This is a genomic window from Bordetella genomosp. 9 (genome assembly GCF_002261425.1).
In the GTDB taxonomy this organism is placed as follows: domain Bacteria; phylum Pseudomonadota; class Gammaproteobacteria; order Burkholderiales; family Burkholderiaceae_B; genus Bordetella_C.
In genome coordinates this window covers 3689878-3706771 of sequence record NZ_NEVJ01000003.1, presented here as the reverse complement: position 1 = coordinate 3706771, position 16894 = coordinate 3689878, and the positions used below count along the sequence as shown (strand labels likewise).

The 16894-nt window shown below is 65.8% G+C and carries 16 protein-coding genes and 1 pseudogene; 5 read left to right on the top strand and 12 right to left on the bottom strand.

The annotated features are described in order from the left end of the window. Positions 1-216 precede the first annotated feature (216 nt). Both CAL26_RS27970 and CAL26_RS27965 read left to right on the top strand, forming a co-directional pair. Positions 217-841: pseudogene (locus tag CAL26_RS27970) on the top strand (tyrosine-type recombinase/integrase). Between the two features lie 215 nt (positions 842-1056). Next, positions 1057-1968 (top strand): hypothetical protein, encoded by a 912-nt coding sequence (locus CAL26_RS27965; protein WP_094849819.1) that lies wholly within the window; start codon positions 1057-1059, stop codon positions 1966-1968. A gap of 376 nt (positions 1969-2344) precedes the next feature. Here CAL26_RS27965 and glmS read toward each other — a convergent pair whose 3' ends face one another. Then, positions 2345-4177, bottom strand: coding sequence for a glutamine--fructose-6-phosphate transaminase (isomerizing) (gene glmS, locus CAL26_RS27960; protein WP_094849818.1), 1833 nt, complete (start codon positions 4175-4177; stop codon positions 2345-2347). 199 nt (positions 4178-4376) lie between these two features. Here glmS and CAL26_RS27955 point away from each other — a divergent pair, with 199 nt between their 5' ends. After that, complete coding sequence (locus CAL26_RS27955) at positions 4377-4856, top strand: Lrp/AsnC family transcriptional regulator (RefSeq protein ID WP_094849817.1); 480 nt, start codon at positions 4377-4379, stop codon at positions 4854-4856. Between the two features lie 7 nt (positions 4857-4863). Here the strand turns inward: CAL26_RS27955 and CAL26_RS27950 are convergent, their stop codons facing one another. The 6 genes from CAL26_RS27950 to CAL26_RS27925 all read right to left on the bottom strand — a co-directional run bounded on the left by CAL26_RS27950 (position 4864) and on the right by CAL26_RS27925 (position 12086). Next, positions 4864-5952 (bottom strand): glycosyltransferase family 4 protein, encoded by a 1089-nt coding sequence (locus CAL26_RS27950; RefSeq protein ID WP_094849816.1) that lies wholly within the window; start codon positions 5950-5952, stop codon positions 4864-4866. Next, positions 5949-7283 carry a UDP-glucose dehydrogenase family protein gene (locus tag CAL26_RS27945; RefSeq protein ID WP_094849815.1) on the bottom strand — a complete coding sequence of 445 codons (1335 nt, stop codon included), beginning with the start codon at positions 7281-7283 and terminating at the stop codon, positions 5949-5951. Before CAL26_RS27945 ends, CAL26_RS27950 begins: the two co-directional genes overlap by 4 nt. 231 nt (positions 7284-7514) lie before the next feature. Next, a complete protein-coding gene (locus CAL26_RS27940; protein ID WP_256988699.1) occupies positions 7515-8870 on the bottom strand; it encodes an MFS transporter in 1356 nt (451 codons plus the stop codon). A 77-nt stretch (positions 8871-8947) separates the two neighbouring features. Further along, the gene (gene glmU, locus CAL26_RS27935; protein WP_094849814.1) at positions 8948-10318 is read right to left on the bottom strand and encodes a bifunctional UDP-N-acetylglucosamine diphosphorylase/glucosamine-1-phosphate N-acetyltransferase GlmU; all 1371 of its coding nucleotides are present in this window, start codon (positions 10316-10318) and stop codon (positions 8948-8950) included. A 54-nt stretch (positions 10319-10372) separates the two neighbouring features. Further along, positions 10373-11353, bottom strand: a complete 981-nt coding sequence (locus CAL26_RS27930; RefSeq protein WP_094849813.1) for a PhaM family polyhydroxyalkanoate granule multifunctional regulatory protein — start codon at positions 11351-11353, stop codon at positions 10373-10375. A gap of 25 nt (positions 11354-11378) precedes the next feature. Beyond that, entirely contained in the window at positions 11379-12086 is a 708-nt protein-coding gene (locus CAL26_RS27925) for a glycine zipper 2TM domain-containing protein (RefSeq protein WP_094849812.1), read from the bottom strand. A gap of 198 nt (positions 12087-12284) precedes the next feature. On the opposite strand from CAL26_RS27925, the gene CAL26_RS27920 reads away from it, so the two are divergent. Then, positions 12285-12518, top strand: coding sequence for a DUF3717 domain-containing protein (locus CAL26_RS27920; protein WP_094849811.1), 234 nt, complete (start codon positions 12285-12287; stop codon positions 12516-12518). Positions 12519-12529: 11 nt separating this feature from the next. On the opposite strand, the gene CAL26_RS27915 is transcribed toward CAL26_RS27920, so the two are convergent. From CAL26_RS27915 to CAL26_RS27895, 5 genes are all read right to left on the bottom strand, one after another. Further along, positions 12530-13135, bottom strand: a complete 606-nt coding sequence (locus CAL26_RS27915; RefSeq protein WP_094849810.1) for an SCO family protein — start codon at positions 13133-13135, stop codon at positions 12530-12532. Between the two features lie 19 nt (positions 13136-13154). After that, positions 13155-14048 carry a heme o synthase gene (gene cyoE, locus CAL26_RS27910; protein WP_086062780.1) on the bottom strand — a complete coding sequence of 298 codons (894 nt, stop codon included), beginning with the start codon at positions 14046-14048 and terminating at the stop codon, positions 13155-13157. 30 nt (positions 14049-14078) lie between these two features. Continuing rightward, positions 14079-15122: a COX15/CtaA family protein gene (locus CAL26_RS27905; RefSeq protein ID WP_094849809.1), complete on the bottom strand. Its 1044-nt coding sequence runs from the start codon at positions 15120-15122 to the stop codon at positions 14079-14081. 3 nt (positions 15123-15125) lie between these two features. Next, positions 15126-15749 (bottom strand): SCO family protein, encoded by a 624-nt coding sequence (locus tag CAL26_RS27900; RefSeq protein WP_094849808.1) that lies wholly within the window; start codon positions 15747-15749, stop codon positions 15126-15128. A 102-nt stretch (positions 15750-15851) separates the two neighbouring features. Continuing rightward, positions 15852-16628, bottom strand: coding sequence for an SURF1 family protein (locus CAL26_RS27895; protein ID WP_094849807.1), 777 nt, complete (start codon positions 16626-16628; stop codon positions 15852-15854). 36 nt (positions 16629-16664) lie between these two features. On the opposite strand from CAL26_RS27895, the gene CAL26_RS27890 reads away from it, so the two are divergent. After that, positions 16665-16865 carry a twin transmembrane helix small protein gene (locus CAL26_RS27890; RefSeq protein ID WP_094849806.1) on the top strand — a complete coding sequence of 67 codons (201 nt, stop codon included), beginning with the start codon at positions 16665-16667 and terminating at the stop codon, positions 16863-16865. Positions 16866-16894 lie beyond the last annotated feature (29 nt).

The window sequence follows — 16894 nt, the reverse complement described above, 5'->3', positions numbered from 1 at the left end:
GAGCAAGCTTTGGGAGTCGCCCGACGAACTCGAATGCGAAGAGTTCGAGATTAGCTTCGACACGGAGGGGGCGAACGCGTCGTTTGACGTCTGAGCAAGCCGGCCAGCACGCGTCTTGAAAGACTGCTATCGGGCTAGGCAAAGGTCGGCTCAGGGCCGGATAGCGACCGCCCGTAGGAGCACACGGAATCTCCCTTTACGCGAAAGGAGATTGTCATGGAATCCGAGAATGTCACCGCTGGCCGACGTGTGCCATGGAACAAGGGCAAACTCACCGGGCAGAAGCCACCTCTAAAGCTAGGAGAAATTTGGGCAATCCGAACGAGACTGCAGATGGCGTCGAACGTCCGGGAACTCGCAATGTTCAATCTCGCAATCGATAGCAAGCTTCGAGCGTGCGATCTCACGCGATTGCAGGTGCAGGACATCCGTCACGGAAGCCATGTGGCCGCGAGAGCCACCGTCATGCAACAAAAGACCCAGCGTCCGGTTCAATTTGAGACAACGGAGCAAACCCGTGAGAGCGTTGAAGCATGGATCGAAGCGCAAGGACTAAAGGCGGCGGATTTGCTGTTTCCGAGCCGCTTGCATTCGTCGCCGCATCTGTCGGCGCGGCAATACGCCCGGATTGTGCATCGCTGGGGCGCATCGATTGGCCTCGCGATACCGCATATGGAACCCACACTATGGGCCGTACAAAAGCCTCGCTGATTTACCGCCGGACGAAGAACCTTCGGGCTGTACAGTTGCTGCTCGGGTATACGAAGCTATAGGCACAGTTCGCTACCTTGGCATCGAGGTCGACGAGGCTCTTGAGATGGCTGAACAAACAGAGTTTTGATGCATTCCGCCCGGCGAGCGGTCGCTAGCCGGCTATCTGCTCTCGGTTCTTCGGAACGTAAACTTGCGACTCCGATGGCGGATATAAATTCGCAATCTGCCCGGACCAGCCTTGGGTGGTGCTGCCAGCGAGATACAGTTGCTCGGCTGCCGAAGGGCATATGTTGGGTCAATGCGCTCTTCCCCACAACGGCGATAATGACCTGTGCTCCAAACATGAAAGAGTTTCGATTCAATTTTTCAATTACCTCCTCGCATTCCGCGGTAGAGCCCGATTATTCAGGGTCGGATATCACGGAGATTCCCAGCGGCGAGTTTTTCGAGCACGCCCAATGCTTCGGCTACAACGTCACAAGGGCCTCGATCGACACCGTCGATGGGCGTTACCAAGTGTGCGTAGCGATGAGCGAAGAGATCGATATCCACGATGCGGCGTCTTTCGTTGAAAGCTTTGCGAGCTTTACAACGTATCTATTGTCCTTTAATCAGAATCATTTATACGGATCGCCCTTCATCGACGTTGCCTACGGGGAGTTCTACCGCGACAACGGCGACGGCCTTAGAGATCATCTCGAGCTGAGGGTCACACGCAGATTCGAAATCGATCGGCTCCCCCTGAACGTCCCCGAACTTCACGAACTAGTTCACTTTTTTTTCCTCGGCATGCAGTCGAACAACGTAAAAGCGAAATATTTCAATCTTTTCCTGATTCTGGAAGCGCTCGAAGCTTCTCCGTTGGGACGGTCGATGTACGCGGATGGGACACTCTTTACGGAGAACGATAAGCTACTGATTCGAGATGCAGCTTATAAGCTGGGCGATCAAAGGAAGACCGCAGTCATTCTCCGCGCACTGTCACAAACCGACGACCCTCGCCACGTAAAGCTTAGCGGCATTTTGCACAAGCTTGGGATATCGCAATTCCAGTGTTTGGCGGGGCAACCGGCCGTTCCAGTGACACCGAGCACCATCAAAGAACTAATACAAGTGCGGAACAGATTGTTTCATAAAGGAAATGCGATCGACGAAAATCTGCTTTGGGGAACGCTAATTCCAATCACGCGACGCGTCGTCACGGCACTACTCGAGAATCCGTCTGTTCTCACACATCCACCGGTGCATCGTTGAGGACTACGAAGCCTGTAACCACCTGACCGTGCCAGCTATGCGAACGGCCGGTTATACCTTGAAGGCCGTCGCAGCGATCGAATCGGGCGTCCGACTTCCATGGGTCGAGAGGGGACAACCCCATACGCGGCATTGACCTCTAACCAGGCATCAAGTATGGGGCCTACATTTGAATATCAAAAGCTTGAAGCGTAACGGCAGTTGGAGCCGCAACGTGCTGCAAGCCAGGTCCGAGGTCTCAACTATTAGAAGAAGGCCGCAAAAGCGGCCTTCGAGATTGCGCACAGCACTCACGGTGGGGGTGGTTTGGCGGCGCAATACTACCTGCGAATGCGAACACGCTATCGAAGATTCGACTGTCAGCGCCGGCTCCGCCTCACTCCACCGTCACACTCTTAGCCAAATTCCTCGGCTTATCCACATCCGTCCCACGCGCGCAAGCCGTGTGATACGCCAACAACTGCAACGGAATCGTATGCAAGATAGGCGACAACTTGCCATAGTGCTCCGGCATGCGAATCACATGAGTGCCATTCCCGCTGGTGATCCGACTATCCGCATCCGCGAACACGTACAGCTCCCCGCCGCGCGCGCGCACTTCCTGCATGTTCGACTTCAGCTTCTCCAGCAGCGCATCGTTCGGCGCGATGGTGACGACGGGCATCTGCTCGGTCACCAGCGCCAGCGGGCCGTGCTTGAGTTCGCCGGCGGGATAGGCCTCGGCATGGATGTAGCTGATTTCCTTCAGCTTCAAGGCGCCTTCCAGGGCGATGGGATAGTGCAGCCCACGCCCCAGGAATAGCGCGTTTTCCTTGGTGGCGAAGCGCGCCGCCCAACCTATGATCTGCGGCTCCAGCGCCAGCACCGACCCAATCGCCACCGGCAGATGGCGCAGCGCCTTGATATGCTCGGCCTCCTCTTCATCCGTCAGCCGGCCGTGCGTCTGCGCCAGCGCCAGCGTCAGCATGAACAGGGCGGTCAGCTGCGTGGTGAAGGCCTTGGTGGACGCCACGCCGATCTCGACGCCGGCGCGCGTGATGAAGTTCAGTTTGCATTCGCGCACCATCGCGCTGGTGGCGACGTTGCAGATGGTCAGCGTGTTTTCCATGCCCAGGCTGCGCGCGTGTTTCAACGCCGCCAGGGTGTCGGCGGTTTCGCCCGACTGCGAAATGGTGACCACCAGCGCGCGCGGATTCGGCACGCTGTCGCGATAGCGGTATTCGCTGGCGATCTCCACCGCCACGGGCAGCTTGGCCAGCGATTCGATCCAGTACTTCGCGGTCAAGCCCGCGTAGTAACTCGTGCCGCACGCCAGGATCAATACCGAATCCGTGTCCTTGAATACGCGATAGGCGCCGTCACCGAACAGCTCCGGCGTGATGGTCTCGATGTCCTGCAAGGTGTCGCCCACCGCGCGCGGCTGCTCGAAGATTTCCTTCTGCATGAAGTGCCGGTAGGGGCCCAGCTCCGCGGCGCCGGTGTGCACCTGCACGGTATTCACTTGGCGCTCGACCGGCCGGCCCTGGTCGTCGACGATCCACACGCGCGACAGCTGCAGGTCCACCACGTCGCCGTCTTCCAGGTAGATGATCTGATCTGTGGTGCCGGCCAGCGCCAGCGCGTCGGAGGCCAGGAAGTTTTCGTTTTCGCCGATGCCGACCACCAGCGGCGAGCCCTGGCGCGCGCCCACCACGCGGTGCGGTTCGTCGCGGCAGAACACGGCGATGGCGTAGGCGCCATGCAGGCGGCGCACGGCCTGCTGCACGGCTTCGAACAGGTCGCCCGCATACAGGTGGTTGACCAGGTGGGCGATGACTTCGGTGTCGGTCTGGCTTTCGAACACATAGCCGGCGGCCTGCAGCTCGGCGCGCAGTTCGTCGTGGTTTTCGATGATGCCGTTGTGGACCAGCGCGATGCGCGCCGCATCCTTGCCGAAGCTGGAAAAGTGCGGGTGGGCGTTGTGCGTGGCCGGCGCGCCGTGGGTCGCCCAGCGGGTGTGGGAGATCCCCGTGTAGCCGCTCAGGTGGTCGCGGGCAATCTGCTCGCTGAGTTCGGAAACGCGCTCGGTGCTGCGCGTGCGGCGCAGTTCGCCGTCCGCGTAGACCGCCACGCCGCAGGAGTCATACCCCCGGTACTCCAGGCGCCGCAGGCCCTCGACCAGGATGGGGGTGATGTCGCGTTGGGCGACCGCGCCGACGATTCCGCACATGGAGAGCTCCAGGGGTGATTGATGCAATGCGAGGATTGTGCGGCGACACCAAAGAAATCGGATTTCTCAATTCCGGGAAATATGAAATTTCCGGAAATCTCATACTGGCCATGAAATTTACGAAAATTTCGTCAGCAAATACAATCCATAAATTCCAGACGACCAGCCTTACCTTCCTCCGAACCCGCGAACATCAGCCATGAACACGCCAGATGCACTACCCGAACTGGACGACCTGGATCGCCGGATCCTGGACCAGTTGCAAGCCGACGCCGCCCTGACCAACCAGGAGCTCGCCGAAAAAGTCCACGCGTCGCCGCCCACCTGCCTGCGGCGGGTGCGCCGCCTGCGCGAGCTGGGCATCATCGAAAAGCAGGTCGTCATCCTGGATCCCGCCCGGCTGGGCAGCAGCCTGACGGCGCTGGTGGAGGTCACCCTGGACGTCCAGGCAGCCGAACGGATGGACGAATTCGAAGCCCGCATGCGCGACGAACCGGCGGTGCTGCAGTGCTACCGCGTCTCGCCCGGGCCGGATTTTCTGTTGATCGCGCAAGTCAGGGACATGCCTGCGTATCACGCGCTGGCGCACCGCGCATTCACCGCGCAGGCGAACGTACGCAACGTGCGGACGTTCTTCTCGGTGCATCGCGCCAAGTTCGACACGCGCCTGGTCGTATAGCGCGCGCTCAGGACGCCTCGATCCGCCGCGCCTCGCCGCGCTCGCGCAGCAGGCGTTCGAACTGGGCCAGGTAACGATCGCCCATGCCGCGCACGTCGTGCTCCGCGCGCACGTAGTCGTACGCCCGCTGCACGACCTGCTCGCGCAATTGCGCATCGTCCAGCAGACGCCCCATGCCCGCCGCCAGGGCGCGATGGTCCTCCACCGGGCAGAGGATGCCGCGCCCGTCCGCCAGGCTTTCCTTCAAGCCGCCGGCATCGGTCGACACCACCGGCACGCGGCGCAGGAAGGCATCGAACACGCTGCTGCCCAATGCCTCTTCGCGCGAACTCATGGCGAAGACGTCCATGGCGGCGTAGAAGTCCTCCACACCCTTGCGAAACCCCGCGAACAGGTAGACGGACTGCAATCCGAGCTCGTCCACCAGCGCGCGCGCCTGCGCTTCGTTGTTCCCGCCGGCGCCGAAGTGGACGAAGATGAAATCCAGCCGGGTCTCGGCCAGTTCGCCGACCGCGCGGATCATCGTCAGCGGATCCTTGTCGTGGATCAGCGCGGCCGATGTCGCGATGATCTTCTTGCCGGGCAGCTTGAATTCGGAAGACAGCCTGGCCAGGTTGTCGGTATCGACGGGTGCCGGCAACACCGCGCTGCGGATGATGACGGGCTCGATGCCCAGGCGGCGCGGCTCGGCGGCCGCCATGTCGCTGATGGCCACCAGCAGGTCTACCCGGCGCCATTTGCCGCCGGTCTTCCATTCCTGCCCGGGTTCGACCACGAAGGACGTGCGCCGCGAGAAAACCACCGGCCGGCCATGCAGCGCCTTGGTCAGCACCGCCCAGGTGACCGTGTTGGCGGTCTGGGCGTGGATGATGTCGTAGCGCCTTCCGCGCGTGGCCAGGAATGCAATCTGCCCGGGCACGTGCTTGACGCCGTGCACCTTGAAGCCCTGCTCGGCGGCGCGCTGCGCCAGCGGACCGCCGGCGCGCGCCATCAGCTCGACCTCGTGCCCCGCATCGCGAAAGGCCATCATGCAGTACAGGGTTTGCCTTTCCCCGCCACGCCAGCCTTTCTCGAAGTTGAGCTGCAGGATCTTCATGCGCGGCCGATGCCCTCGTAGTCGAAGCCCATGGCTTTGAGCTCGGCGGCGTTGTACTGGTTGCGGCCGTCCAGGATCAGCGGCGACTTCAGCAGCGCCAGGATGCGCTCGAAATCGGGCGCGCGGAACGCCTTCCATTCGGTGACCAGCAGCAGCCCGTCGGCGCCATCCAGCGCCTGGTACATGTCGGCCACGAATTCCACCTTGTCCTGCGCGCCGGGCATGCGCGAAACGACCTTGCGCGCCTCGTCCATGGCGACCGGATCGTAGGCGCGGATGCGCGCGCCGCGCTGCGCAAGCTCCTGGATGACGGTCAGGCTGGGCGCTTCGCGCATATCGTCGGTATTCGGCTTGAAGGCCAGTCCCCAGAGGGCGAAGGTGCGACCAGCCAGGTTCTCGCCATAGCGCCGCGTCACTTTCTCGGACAGGCGGAACTTCTGGGCGTCATTGGCGGCTTCCACCGCCTGGATGACGCGCATCTGCAGTCCGTGCTGCTTCGCCGTGCGCTCCAATGCCTGCACATCCTTCGGAAAACAAGAACCGCCATAGCCGGCGCCCGGATACAGGAACTGGTAGCCGATGCGCGGATCAGCGCCGATACCGCGGCGAACCTGCTCGATGTCGGCGCCCAGGATCTCCGCCAGGTTGGCCATTTCGTTCATGAATGAAATGCGGGTGGCCAGCATGGCGTTGGCGGCGTACTTGGCCAGCTCGGCCGAGCGCACGTCCATGACCATGAGCCGGTCGTGCGTGCGCTGGAACGGCTCGTAGATACGCCGCATCACGCCGATGGTGTGTTCGTCGTCGGCACCCACGACCACGCGGTCCGGGCTCATGAAATCCTGGATCGCCGCGCCTTCTTTCAGGAACTCGGGATTCGAGGCCACGCTGAAGGGAAAATCGACCCCGCGCTCCGCCAGCACCTGCGCCACGGCCTCGCGCACCTTGTCGGCGGTGCCTACCGGCACGGTGGACTTGTCGACGATGATCTTGCGGCCGCTCATGTGGCGGGCGATGTTGCGCGCGGCTTCCAGCACGTATTGCAGGTCGGCCGAGCCGTCTTCGCCCGGCGGCGTCCCGACGGCGATGAACTGGACGTCGCCATGGCGCACGCTTTCGGCGACGTCGGTGGTGAAATGCAGGCGGCCGCCCGCCGCATTGCGGCGGACGAGCTCTTCCAGGCCCGGCTCGTAGATCGGTATGTCGTTCCGCTTCAGGCGCTCGACCTTCGTGGCGTCGACGTCCAGGCACATGACGTCGTTACCCATTTCCGCCAGGCACGCCCCGGAAACCAGGCCGACATATCCCGTACCCACCACGGTGATCTTCATTGATAAACGCCCTTCATCGATTCATCCGCGCGCAACGCGCGGCCATGGCCGCATTATAGGAGCGGGCCATGCTGGGGCAGCGAAGCGCCGCCCGCAACCGGTTAACGGCTGCCCGGCCCCGAAAATAAACCGGCCCCCGAAAAGGGGGCCAAGCGCGGGGGCCGAACCAGGGGGCCAGATGCGGGGAAACCGAGGGGACCGATCGCGGGGCGCCGATCACCGCGGCGTCATCTAGCCCTTACGCTGCGGCGCCGGCACGCGCGAGAACCGCACCGTATTGACCAGCACCGCCATGCCGGCGCATAGCGCGCCCAGGCTGATGGCCACCAGCGGCCCCTTGCTGGGGAATAGGCCGAAGGCGGTCGCAACGAGCGCCGTACCGAAGCTTTGCCCGAACACCCGCGTGGTCGCCTGCACGCCGCCGATCGCGCCGCTGCGCGTGCGGGGCGCCGAGGAAATCATCGAACGGTTGTTGGGGGTCTGGAAGAATCCGAAACCCAGGCCGCACATGAACATGCCGGCAATGATCCAGGGATTGGACGCGCTGTGCGGCAGCACCGCCAGCCAGATCAGGCCCAGCATCATGCATCCGGCGCCGGCGCCGCTCAGCATGGCCACCGAATAGCGATCGGACAGGCGTCCCGCCAGCGGCGCGACCACCGCGGTACCCACCGGCCAGGCGGCCAGCAGCATGCCGACTTCCAGGTGCGGCCGTCCCAGCACCGATTGGAAATAGAAGGGCAGCGACACATAGGCGCTCATCTGCGCGGCGAAGGTGCAGCCCGACGCGGCCACCGCATAGGCGACCGGCTGGATGCGCAGCAGGTCCACCGGCACCAGCGGCGCCGTCTGGCGGCTGGCCCGCCGGACCAGCAGGATGCCGGCCAGCACCGAAATCGCCACCATGCCCAGCCCGCGGACCAGATCCTCATGCAGGTTGTCGACCCCGGTGATGAACACGCCCAGCACCACCATGCAAAGCAGGGCGCTGATCACGTCGAAGGGCGCCGTGTTGCGCGGCGGGTCCGGCAGGAAGCGGACCAGGAACAGGCCGAAAATCCCGATGGGCACGTTGACCGCGAAGATCCACGGCCAGTCGGCCACGGACAAGATGAGGGACCCCAGCGTCGGCCCCAGCACCGACATCACCGCCACCAGCGTGGCGTTCAGGCTGATGCCGCGGCCCAGCTTGGCCAGCGGATAGATATTGCGCACCAGCCCGCCGAACATGCACATCAGCGATGCCGCGCCCACGCCCTGGAACATGCGCGCCATGATCAGCGTCGTCAGCGAACTGGCCATCGCGCACCCCAGCGACGCCAGGGTGAACAGGGCCAGCCCCAGCCCGAACATGCGCCGGAACCCCACCCGTTCGGCCAGCGCCGACAGGGGCAGCAGCATGATGACCACCGACACGCTGTAGGCGTTGACGATCCACACGGCGCTTGCCGGAGCGATGTTCAGGTCCGCCGATATCGTCGGCAAGGCGACGTTGGCGATGGTGGCGTCGAGCACGGCCAGCGTCATGCCCAGCATGACGACGCCGGCCGCCCAGTAGCGGCGCGGCGTGGGCAGGCCTTCGAACACGGGCTTGGCGCCGCCGGCGTCCGGTCCCTGCGGGGAAGCGCCGGACGATTCGTTGGCGGGGGTGCTGCTCTGGTCCTTCACGATTTCTTGACCGGTCGTTGCCAGGCCTCGATGGTGGCCTGCCGGGCGCGCGAGACCGTCAGCTTGCCGGCCGGCGCGTCGCGCGTCAGCGTGGTGCCGGCGCCCAGCGTGGCGCCCTGCCCGACGCGCACCGGCGCGACCAGCTGGGTATCGGAGCCGATGAAGGCGTCGTCCTCGATGACGGTGCGGTGCTTGTTCGCGCCATCGTAGTTGCAGGTGATGGCGCCGGCGCCGACGTTCACCCGCGCGCCCACGTCGGCATCGCCGATATACGCCAGATGGTTCGCCTTGCTGTCCTCGCCGACCTTGCTGTTCTTCACTTCCACGAAGTTGCCGATGTGCGCGCGGTCCGCCAGCGACGTCCCCGGCCGCAGGCGCGCATAGGGTCCGATGCGGGCGTCCTGGCCTATCGTCGCGTCCTGCAGATGGCTATAGGCTTCGACGAAGGTGCCGGCGCCCACTTTCACGTCGCGCAGCACGCAGTGCGGGCCGACGCGCACGCCGTCGCCCAGCTCGATATCGCCTTCGAAGACGCAGCCGACGTCGATGAACACGTCGCGGCCGATCCGCATGGCGCCGCGCAGGTCGAAGCGCGCGGGATCGGCGATGGATGCACCGGCCTCGAGCAGGCGGCGCGCCTGTTCGGCTTGCCAGGTGCGTTCCAGCTCCGCCTGCTGCACGCGGCTGTTGACGCCCAGCGTCTCCCAATGCGCAGCCGGCTGCGCGCTGCCGACGGCGACGCCGTCCCGCACCGCCAGGCCCACGACGTCGGTCAGGTAATACTCGCCCTGCGCATTGCGGTTGTCGATGCGCGTCAGCCAGTCTTTCAGGCGCGCGGTCGGCGCGGCCAGGATGCCGGTATTCACCTCGGTGATGGCGCGCTCGGCTTCCGACGCGTCCTTGTGCTCGACGATGCGACGGATATCGCCCTTTTCGTCGCGCACGATGCGTCCGTAACCCGTGGGATCGGGCAGGGTTTCCGTCAGCACCGCCATACCGTCGCCGCGCGCCGCCAGCAGGCGGCGCAGCGTATCGGGCTGCACCAGCGGCACGTCGCCATACAGCACCAGCGTGGCGTCGTCGGCGTCGCCTTCGCCCAATTGCGGGACGGCCTGCGCCACCGCATGGCCGGTGCCGTGCTGCGGCTGCTGCAGCGCGAAGGAAAGATCCGGCTGATCCTTGAACGCGGCCTGGACGCGGTCCGCGCCATGTCCGACCACGACCACGATGCGCGCCGGGTTCAGCGCGCGGGCGCTGTCCACGACGTGCCGCAGCATGGGCCGCCCGGCCAGCGTGTGCAGCACCTTGGGCAGATCGGATTGCATGCGCTTGCCCAATCCGGCAGCGAGGATGACGACGTTAAGCATGGAGTTTCGATGAGAATGCGCCGCCTCTTGGGCGGCGCATGGCTGGAAGGAAGACTATGACTGGTCTGGGTCCGATTGTATTTTGTTTTTTTTGGCCGCCGTTTTACGGGGCGCGGCACGGCCGGGCTGCGCGGTCTTGCCGGCGGCGCGGCGAGCCGCGGCCGGGGCGCCGCCCGCTCGCGGTTTCGCGCCGGCGGAAGCGGTTTTGCCACTTGGCGTGCCTTTGGCGGCACCTGGCGCGGCGCTCCCCGGCATCGCGCCGGGCGTGGCATTGCCGGATGGCCCGGCGCCCGGCGTGGGCATGCCGGGCATGCTTGCGGCGGTCGCGGCGGCCAGTTGGTTGAACTGCTGCTGCAGCATGCCCCACCAGGCTTCCGACGCCGATTGCGCCGCCTGGTTGATCGACTGGGCCGAGCCGGCCGATGAACCCGTTCCTGGTCCGGCCGCCGTCGCGCCTCCATCGTCCCCATCGCGCGCATCGCCCGCGTCGTCCCGCGGCGCTTCGGTCCGGCTTGCGTCCGGGCTCGCGGACGCCTGCCCGGCGCGCTCAGGCGCTGGGGCATCGGCCGCCGCACGGGCGGCCTTCTTTCCCACGGCGTCACCGGACCAGGCCTGCGGACCGGTGCCGCCCGCGGACGCGGGCGCCGGCTTCAGCCCCAGGACGATTTCCAGCGGCGAAGGGCCATCGCCCCCGCCTGCTTCCTGGCCGTACGCGCCCAGGTTGTCGACGAAGGAACGCAAGGTGGCGATCGTGGACCGCTGCACTTCCAGGCCCTGGATGGTGCTGCTCAACATCGAAAGATTCATGCGCAGCCAGCTTTCGACCGTGCGCAGTTCGGCGATGCGCCGTTCCAGGTCCTGCAGATTCATGGGCGGGGTCATGGGCATGACCTGGGCCAGGCCGCCCGGGCCGGTCAAGCCGGCCCAGGCCTGCCGCATCATCTCCATGCTGGCGAGCAAGGGGTTGCTGGACGCGTCGCCCGCGCCTTGGCCCATGCCGGGCAGAACGAAGGGATTGCCGCTGTGATCTGTCATTTCGTCCTCGCGCCCGCCCAGGGATTCAACCCGGCAGCAGCTGATTGTTTTCCACGCGGATCGCTTGCCCGGGCGAATACTGGAAAGGCGTCGCGCTATGGAAAGTGTGGGTGCGGCCGTCGTTGGTGCGCGCCACCAGCTGATATCGTGTCACGGTCTGTTGCTGCTTGATATTACGCTCGATTTCACGGCCTGCCAAAGCGCCGCCCACGGCGCCCAGCACGGTCAGCGCCGTCCTGCCGTGGCCGCCGCCGAACTGGTTGCCGACCACGCCACCGACCACACCCCCGGCCACCGTGCCGACGATGGGTTCGCCATTGTTCTGGGCCGGCACCTGGACCGTATTGATCGACACCACCACCCCGCATTGCGGGCACGCGGCGGCCGCCTGCTGCTGCGACGACGGCGGCTGCGTGGCGGGCGCCTGGGCCACGCGCTGCGGCGTCGTAGTGGCCGCGGCACGCGCAGGCGCCGTGGGCGCGGCGGGCGCGGCTTGGGCGGCCGGCTGGCCCTGCCCGGGCGGCAACGGCGCCAGGTTGGCATCTTCCGGGCCCTGCGCGACGCTGGCGGTCGGCTCCCGGCCGTCCTGCTGGGCCTTGGGCGTGGGCAGCCAGCCCATGATGGCGGCGGTGGCCACCGCGCAAAGCGCGATCACGCAAACGGACGCGATGGCGACCAGGGGATGCAGGCCGCGACGCGCGGCCATGCCATGTAAAGGTGCTGGAGCATTCATAACGGGTCTCCTTCGGGAAAACACGGCCCGATGTATAGCACCCGGTCCTATTTTCAGCGTATTGCCAAAGTGACCGTTTGAAAGTTTTGCAAGGCCGGAACGGGTTTGCGCCCGTAACGTTGAAACCGTGCCGGTCGGAACGTGGTTTCCGCCCGCGTTGCGGCGTGACATCACGCCGCGTTCTGGGACAATGGGCCGATGGACACCGTCATTCCGATCACACGGCTCGAAGATGCGATCAACTACTGGCGCAACCGCGTGCCCGCCACCGGCGAGGAATCGCGCCTGTGCGCCGAAGCCTCCGCGCTGGCCACGCCCTATGCTTTGATGATTCTGGAGGGACGCCGGGATATCCCCCTGGCGGAACTCGACGAGCGCGCCCGGGACGCCTTCGCCGCCTGGCTGACGGCGGCCGGCAAGGCCACGCCCTAGATCGCCCTGGATCAGGCCAACAGCGCCTTGATGTCGTGGGCCAGGGAATCGACGTCCGACCCGTTCCCCGCCAGCACGCGCGCTTCGCCCTTGGTATCCAGCAGATAGAACGCCGCGCTGTGGTCCATGCTGTAGTCCTTGCCGTTCTTGGCCGGCACCTTGGCGTAATAGACCTTGAATGACGAGGCGGCCTGCTTGACCTGTTCCGGCGTGCCCGTCAGGCCGACGAAAGACGGATTGAAGGTCTGCACGTACTGTTTCAGCACCTCGGGCGTATCGCGCTCCGGGTCGACCGTGACCATGATGACCTGGACGCGCGACGCCGAATCGCCCAGGGCCTGCATCACCTGGGACAGCTCGGCCAGCGCCGTCGGGCAGACGTCCGGGCACTGGGTATAGCCGAAGAAAACCACCATCACCTTGCCCGCATAGTCCGCCAGCGTGCGCGGGCGGCCGTCCTGGTCGACCATGGACAGGTTCTTGCCCAGATGGGTGCCGGTGATGTCGCTGCCCTTGAAGGAAGGCGCATCCTGGCCGCAGGCCGCCAGCAGGCTGGCGATGGGCGCGGCGGCGAAGACCCGCAGCAGGGCGCGGCGCGGAACGGCGATATCGGGCATGGAGAAGTCTCGCGGCGAATCAGGCGAGCAGTTGGACCCAGTGATCGATCAGCAGGGCGCCGAACAGCAGCGACAGGTACACGATGGAATAACGGAACAGCTTGCGGGCCAGGGCATCCGAATAGCTGCGGAACAGGCGCCAGGCATAGGCCACGAAGATGCCCCCCAGCACCACCGCGCTGGCCAGGTAGACCATGCCGCTCATGCGGATCGCGTAGGGCAGCAGGGTCGTGGCGAACAGCGCGATGCTGTAAAGCAGGATATGCAGTCGGGTGAACTTCTGCCCGTGCGTCACGGGCAGCATGGGCAGCCCGGACTTGGCGTAATCGTTCATGCGGTACAGCGCCAGCGCCCAGAAATGCGGCGGTGTCCAGATGAAGATGATCAGCACCAGCACCCAGGCCTGCGCCGGCGTGCCGTTGGCGATGGCGGCCCAGCCCAGCGCCGGCGGCATGGCCCCGGACAGCCCGCCGATGACGATGTTCTGCGGCGTGCGGGGCTTGAGTATGACGGTATAGATGACCGCGTAGCCGACGAAGGTGGCGAAGGTCAGCCACATGGTCAGCGGGTTCACCAGGTTGTAGAGCACCAGCATGCCAGCGCCGCCCAGCAGGCCGGACAGCGCGATGACCTGTTGCGGCAGGATGCTGCCGCGCGCCGTCGGCCGCCGCGCCGTGCGCAGCATGCGGGCGTCCACTTCCTGTTCGATCAGGCAGTTGATCGCGAAAGCGGCCGCCGCCAGCAGCCAGATGCCCAGCGTGGCGTACGCCACGCGCTTCAGATCCGGCATGCCGGGCGCCGCCAGGAACATGCCGATGACGGCGCAAAACACCGCGAGCTGTGTCACGCGGGGCTTGGTGAGCACCAGGTACTGGCGGAGCAATCCGGAATCAGAAGCGACGAAACTGGTCATGATGGACGGTATTTTAAACCCGCCGTGGCGTCAGGGACTGTCAGCAGCGAGCGCGGCGCCGTTCAACGGCCGAAACGCACGGCGTCCGGCGGTGGACAGCCGCACCTGCAGCGTGACCGCCGCCAGCACCAGCCCCGCCGCGCCCCCGTTGTGCAGGACGGCGATCAGCAGCGGCCATTCGAAAAAGATGGTGGTCAGGCCCGTCAGCAGCTGCGCCAGCAGCAGGGCCAGCATCAGCCTGGCGGGCCCCCGCAGCCCGGGCTCAGCCCGCATCCGGAACGCCAGGGTGCCCAGGTAGATGAACACCACGAAGGCGAAATTGCGGTGCACCCAGTGGATGGCGGTCAACGCGTACTGCGAGATCATTTCGCCGGAAGGCAGTTCGCCCAGCGCGCGGATGATGGAATAGCCGCCCGCGAAGTCCATCGGGGGCAGCCACTGCCCCTGGCACATGGGGAAATCCATGCAGGCCAGCGCCGCGTAATTGGTACTGACCCAGCCGCCCAGGGCGATCTGCACCACCAGCAGCGCGATACCGCCCGCCATCCAGGGGCGCCAGCGCGCCGCGCCGGCGCTCAAGGGCGGATAGGGCCGCTCGCGCGCGGCCAGCCAGGTCATGACGGCGAGCGTCAGCATGCCGAACAGCAGATGGGCCGTCACCACCACGGGCATCAGCTGATGGGTGACCGTCCACGCCCCGAACGCGCCCTGTACGCACACGATGACCAGCGTCGCCGTCGCCAGGCACGGCGTGTGCCCCAGCCGGCTGCGATAACGCCAGGCCATGTACACGATGGCGATGATCAACATGCCCAGGATGGAGCCGGCATAGCGGTGCACCATCTCGATCCAGGCCTTGGACAGCGACACCGCGCCGAACGGCATGGCGCTGTTGGCGGCATGGATGTCCTGCAGCGAACCCAGCGGTGTGACGCTGCCATAGCAGCCCGGCCAATCGGGGCAGCCCAGGCCCGAATCGGTCAGCCGCACGAAGGCGCCGAACATGATCAGGTCCAGCGTCAGAAACCAGGTGAAGAAAACCAGTTTGCGGTAGCGGAGGATGACGGTGTCCATGAGTCAGCCAATGCGCGAGTTGTAGATCAGCTTGCTGACGTCCTTGCGCACCTTCACCGGATCGGCGTCGGCGGGAAACTGCAGCATCAGGTGGCCCAGCGGATCGACCATCCAGATCGGCCCCGCCAGCGCGGCGGCGCCGGCCGCCCCGCCCAAGAGGAAGGGCGCCAGCTGCTCGAGCCGCCCGCGCACCATCACGGTTCCGCGGTAGGCCTCCAGCACCTTGTCCGGCACGGGCGCGTCGTCCGTGATGAACCACACGCGCGTGACGCGGTCGACATTCTTGCCCTGGCTGGCGTGGGTATTGCGGATGATGAACAGCTTGCGCGCGCAGGATTCGGGGCATGCGCCGCCGTCGGCGGCCATCAGCAGCCACTTGCCTTTCAGGCTGGTCAGGTCGAACGCCTGCCCGTCCAGCGTCGCCAGCGGCAGGTCGCCCGGCTTGGGCAGATCGCGCTGCGGCTGGACCAGCGTGCCGTAGTTGCTGCTGTCCTCGGGCCACCACTGCGGGTTCAGGTACATGATCACGGCGCCCAGGATGGGGGCGAGCGTGATCAGGAAGATCGTAATAAGGACGGACCGGCCGCGGCGCGGCGCGGCGCGCGGTCGCTCGGGAGCGGAAGTCATGGCGGGCGTAGGCAAAATCAGGCGTTCCAGCGATAGTAGTTCGGGATGGCGGTGGGCGACGGGCGATGCCCGACAGGCGGCGGGCGCCGCGCGCCCCGGCTTTCAGGGGCCGCGGCCGCGGCGCATGGCGCGCGCCGATCGCGCGGCGCGGACCGCCACCACCAAGAAGGCGATGCCGGCGATACTCGCGAAACCGAACCACTGCATGGCATAGCCGATGTTCTGGTTGAAATCCACCGACGGCTGCGGCCATACGCGCACCAGGCCATCGCCGGAGGGCGCGAGCTGCTCGACCACCGTGGGCAGCAGGCTCAGGCCGGTGGCCTTGGCATAGGTGTCCAGGTCCAGGTTCTGCACCGTGGGCATCGCGGCGGCGGGCCAGGTGGCCGGCAAGGCATCGCTGGGCGCGCCGCCCGGGTTCCACAGCTCGAACAGGCGCGGCACCCGCTGCACGAGTTCTCCGCTGATCGTGCGCGTGCCATCCGGCAGGGACGGCGGAACCGCCGCCGGCTGGCCCGGCAGCGCGCGCGGCAGCCATCCGCGCAGCACCAGCACCGCGGTGTTCGAGCCTTCTTCCAGCATCAGGGGCGTGGCGACCCAATAGCCGGGCCGGCCGTCCTGGTTGCGATTGTCCAGCAGCACCGTCATGGCGCCTCGCCAGCGCCCCTGCGCCGATACCGGCCGCCAGGGCCGCAGGTCGTCGGTGGGGGTCGCCGGCGTCAGGAGCAGCGGCGGTTGGCGCCGGCCGTTCTCGATGGCGGCGAGAATGGCGCGCCGTTCGTCGGCGCGGCGCAGCTGCCAGCGGCCCAGCGACGCCAGCAGCACCGCCATGACGGCCAGCAGCACCAGGGCGATCAAAGTTCGATGCGCGCGTGCCATGTCTGCAATAATTCTGGTTTACACCCGGAGACCGCCATGCGCGTCCTAGTTGTCCTGGCCTTCGTCGGCATTCTGGCCAGCCTGGGCTCGGCCCTGGTTTACCTGATGAGGGATAAAGGAACCACCAACAGGACGGTCAACGCCCTGACGGTGCGCATCGGGTTGTCGGTCGCCCTGTTCCTGTTCGTGCTCGTCGCCCATTACTTCGGCTGGATCGAAAGCACCGGGATTAGATAAGGGCGCAAGCCGCGGGTTCCCCGCGGTTG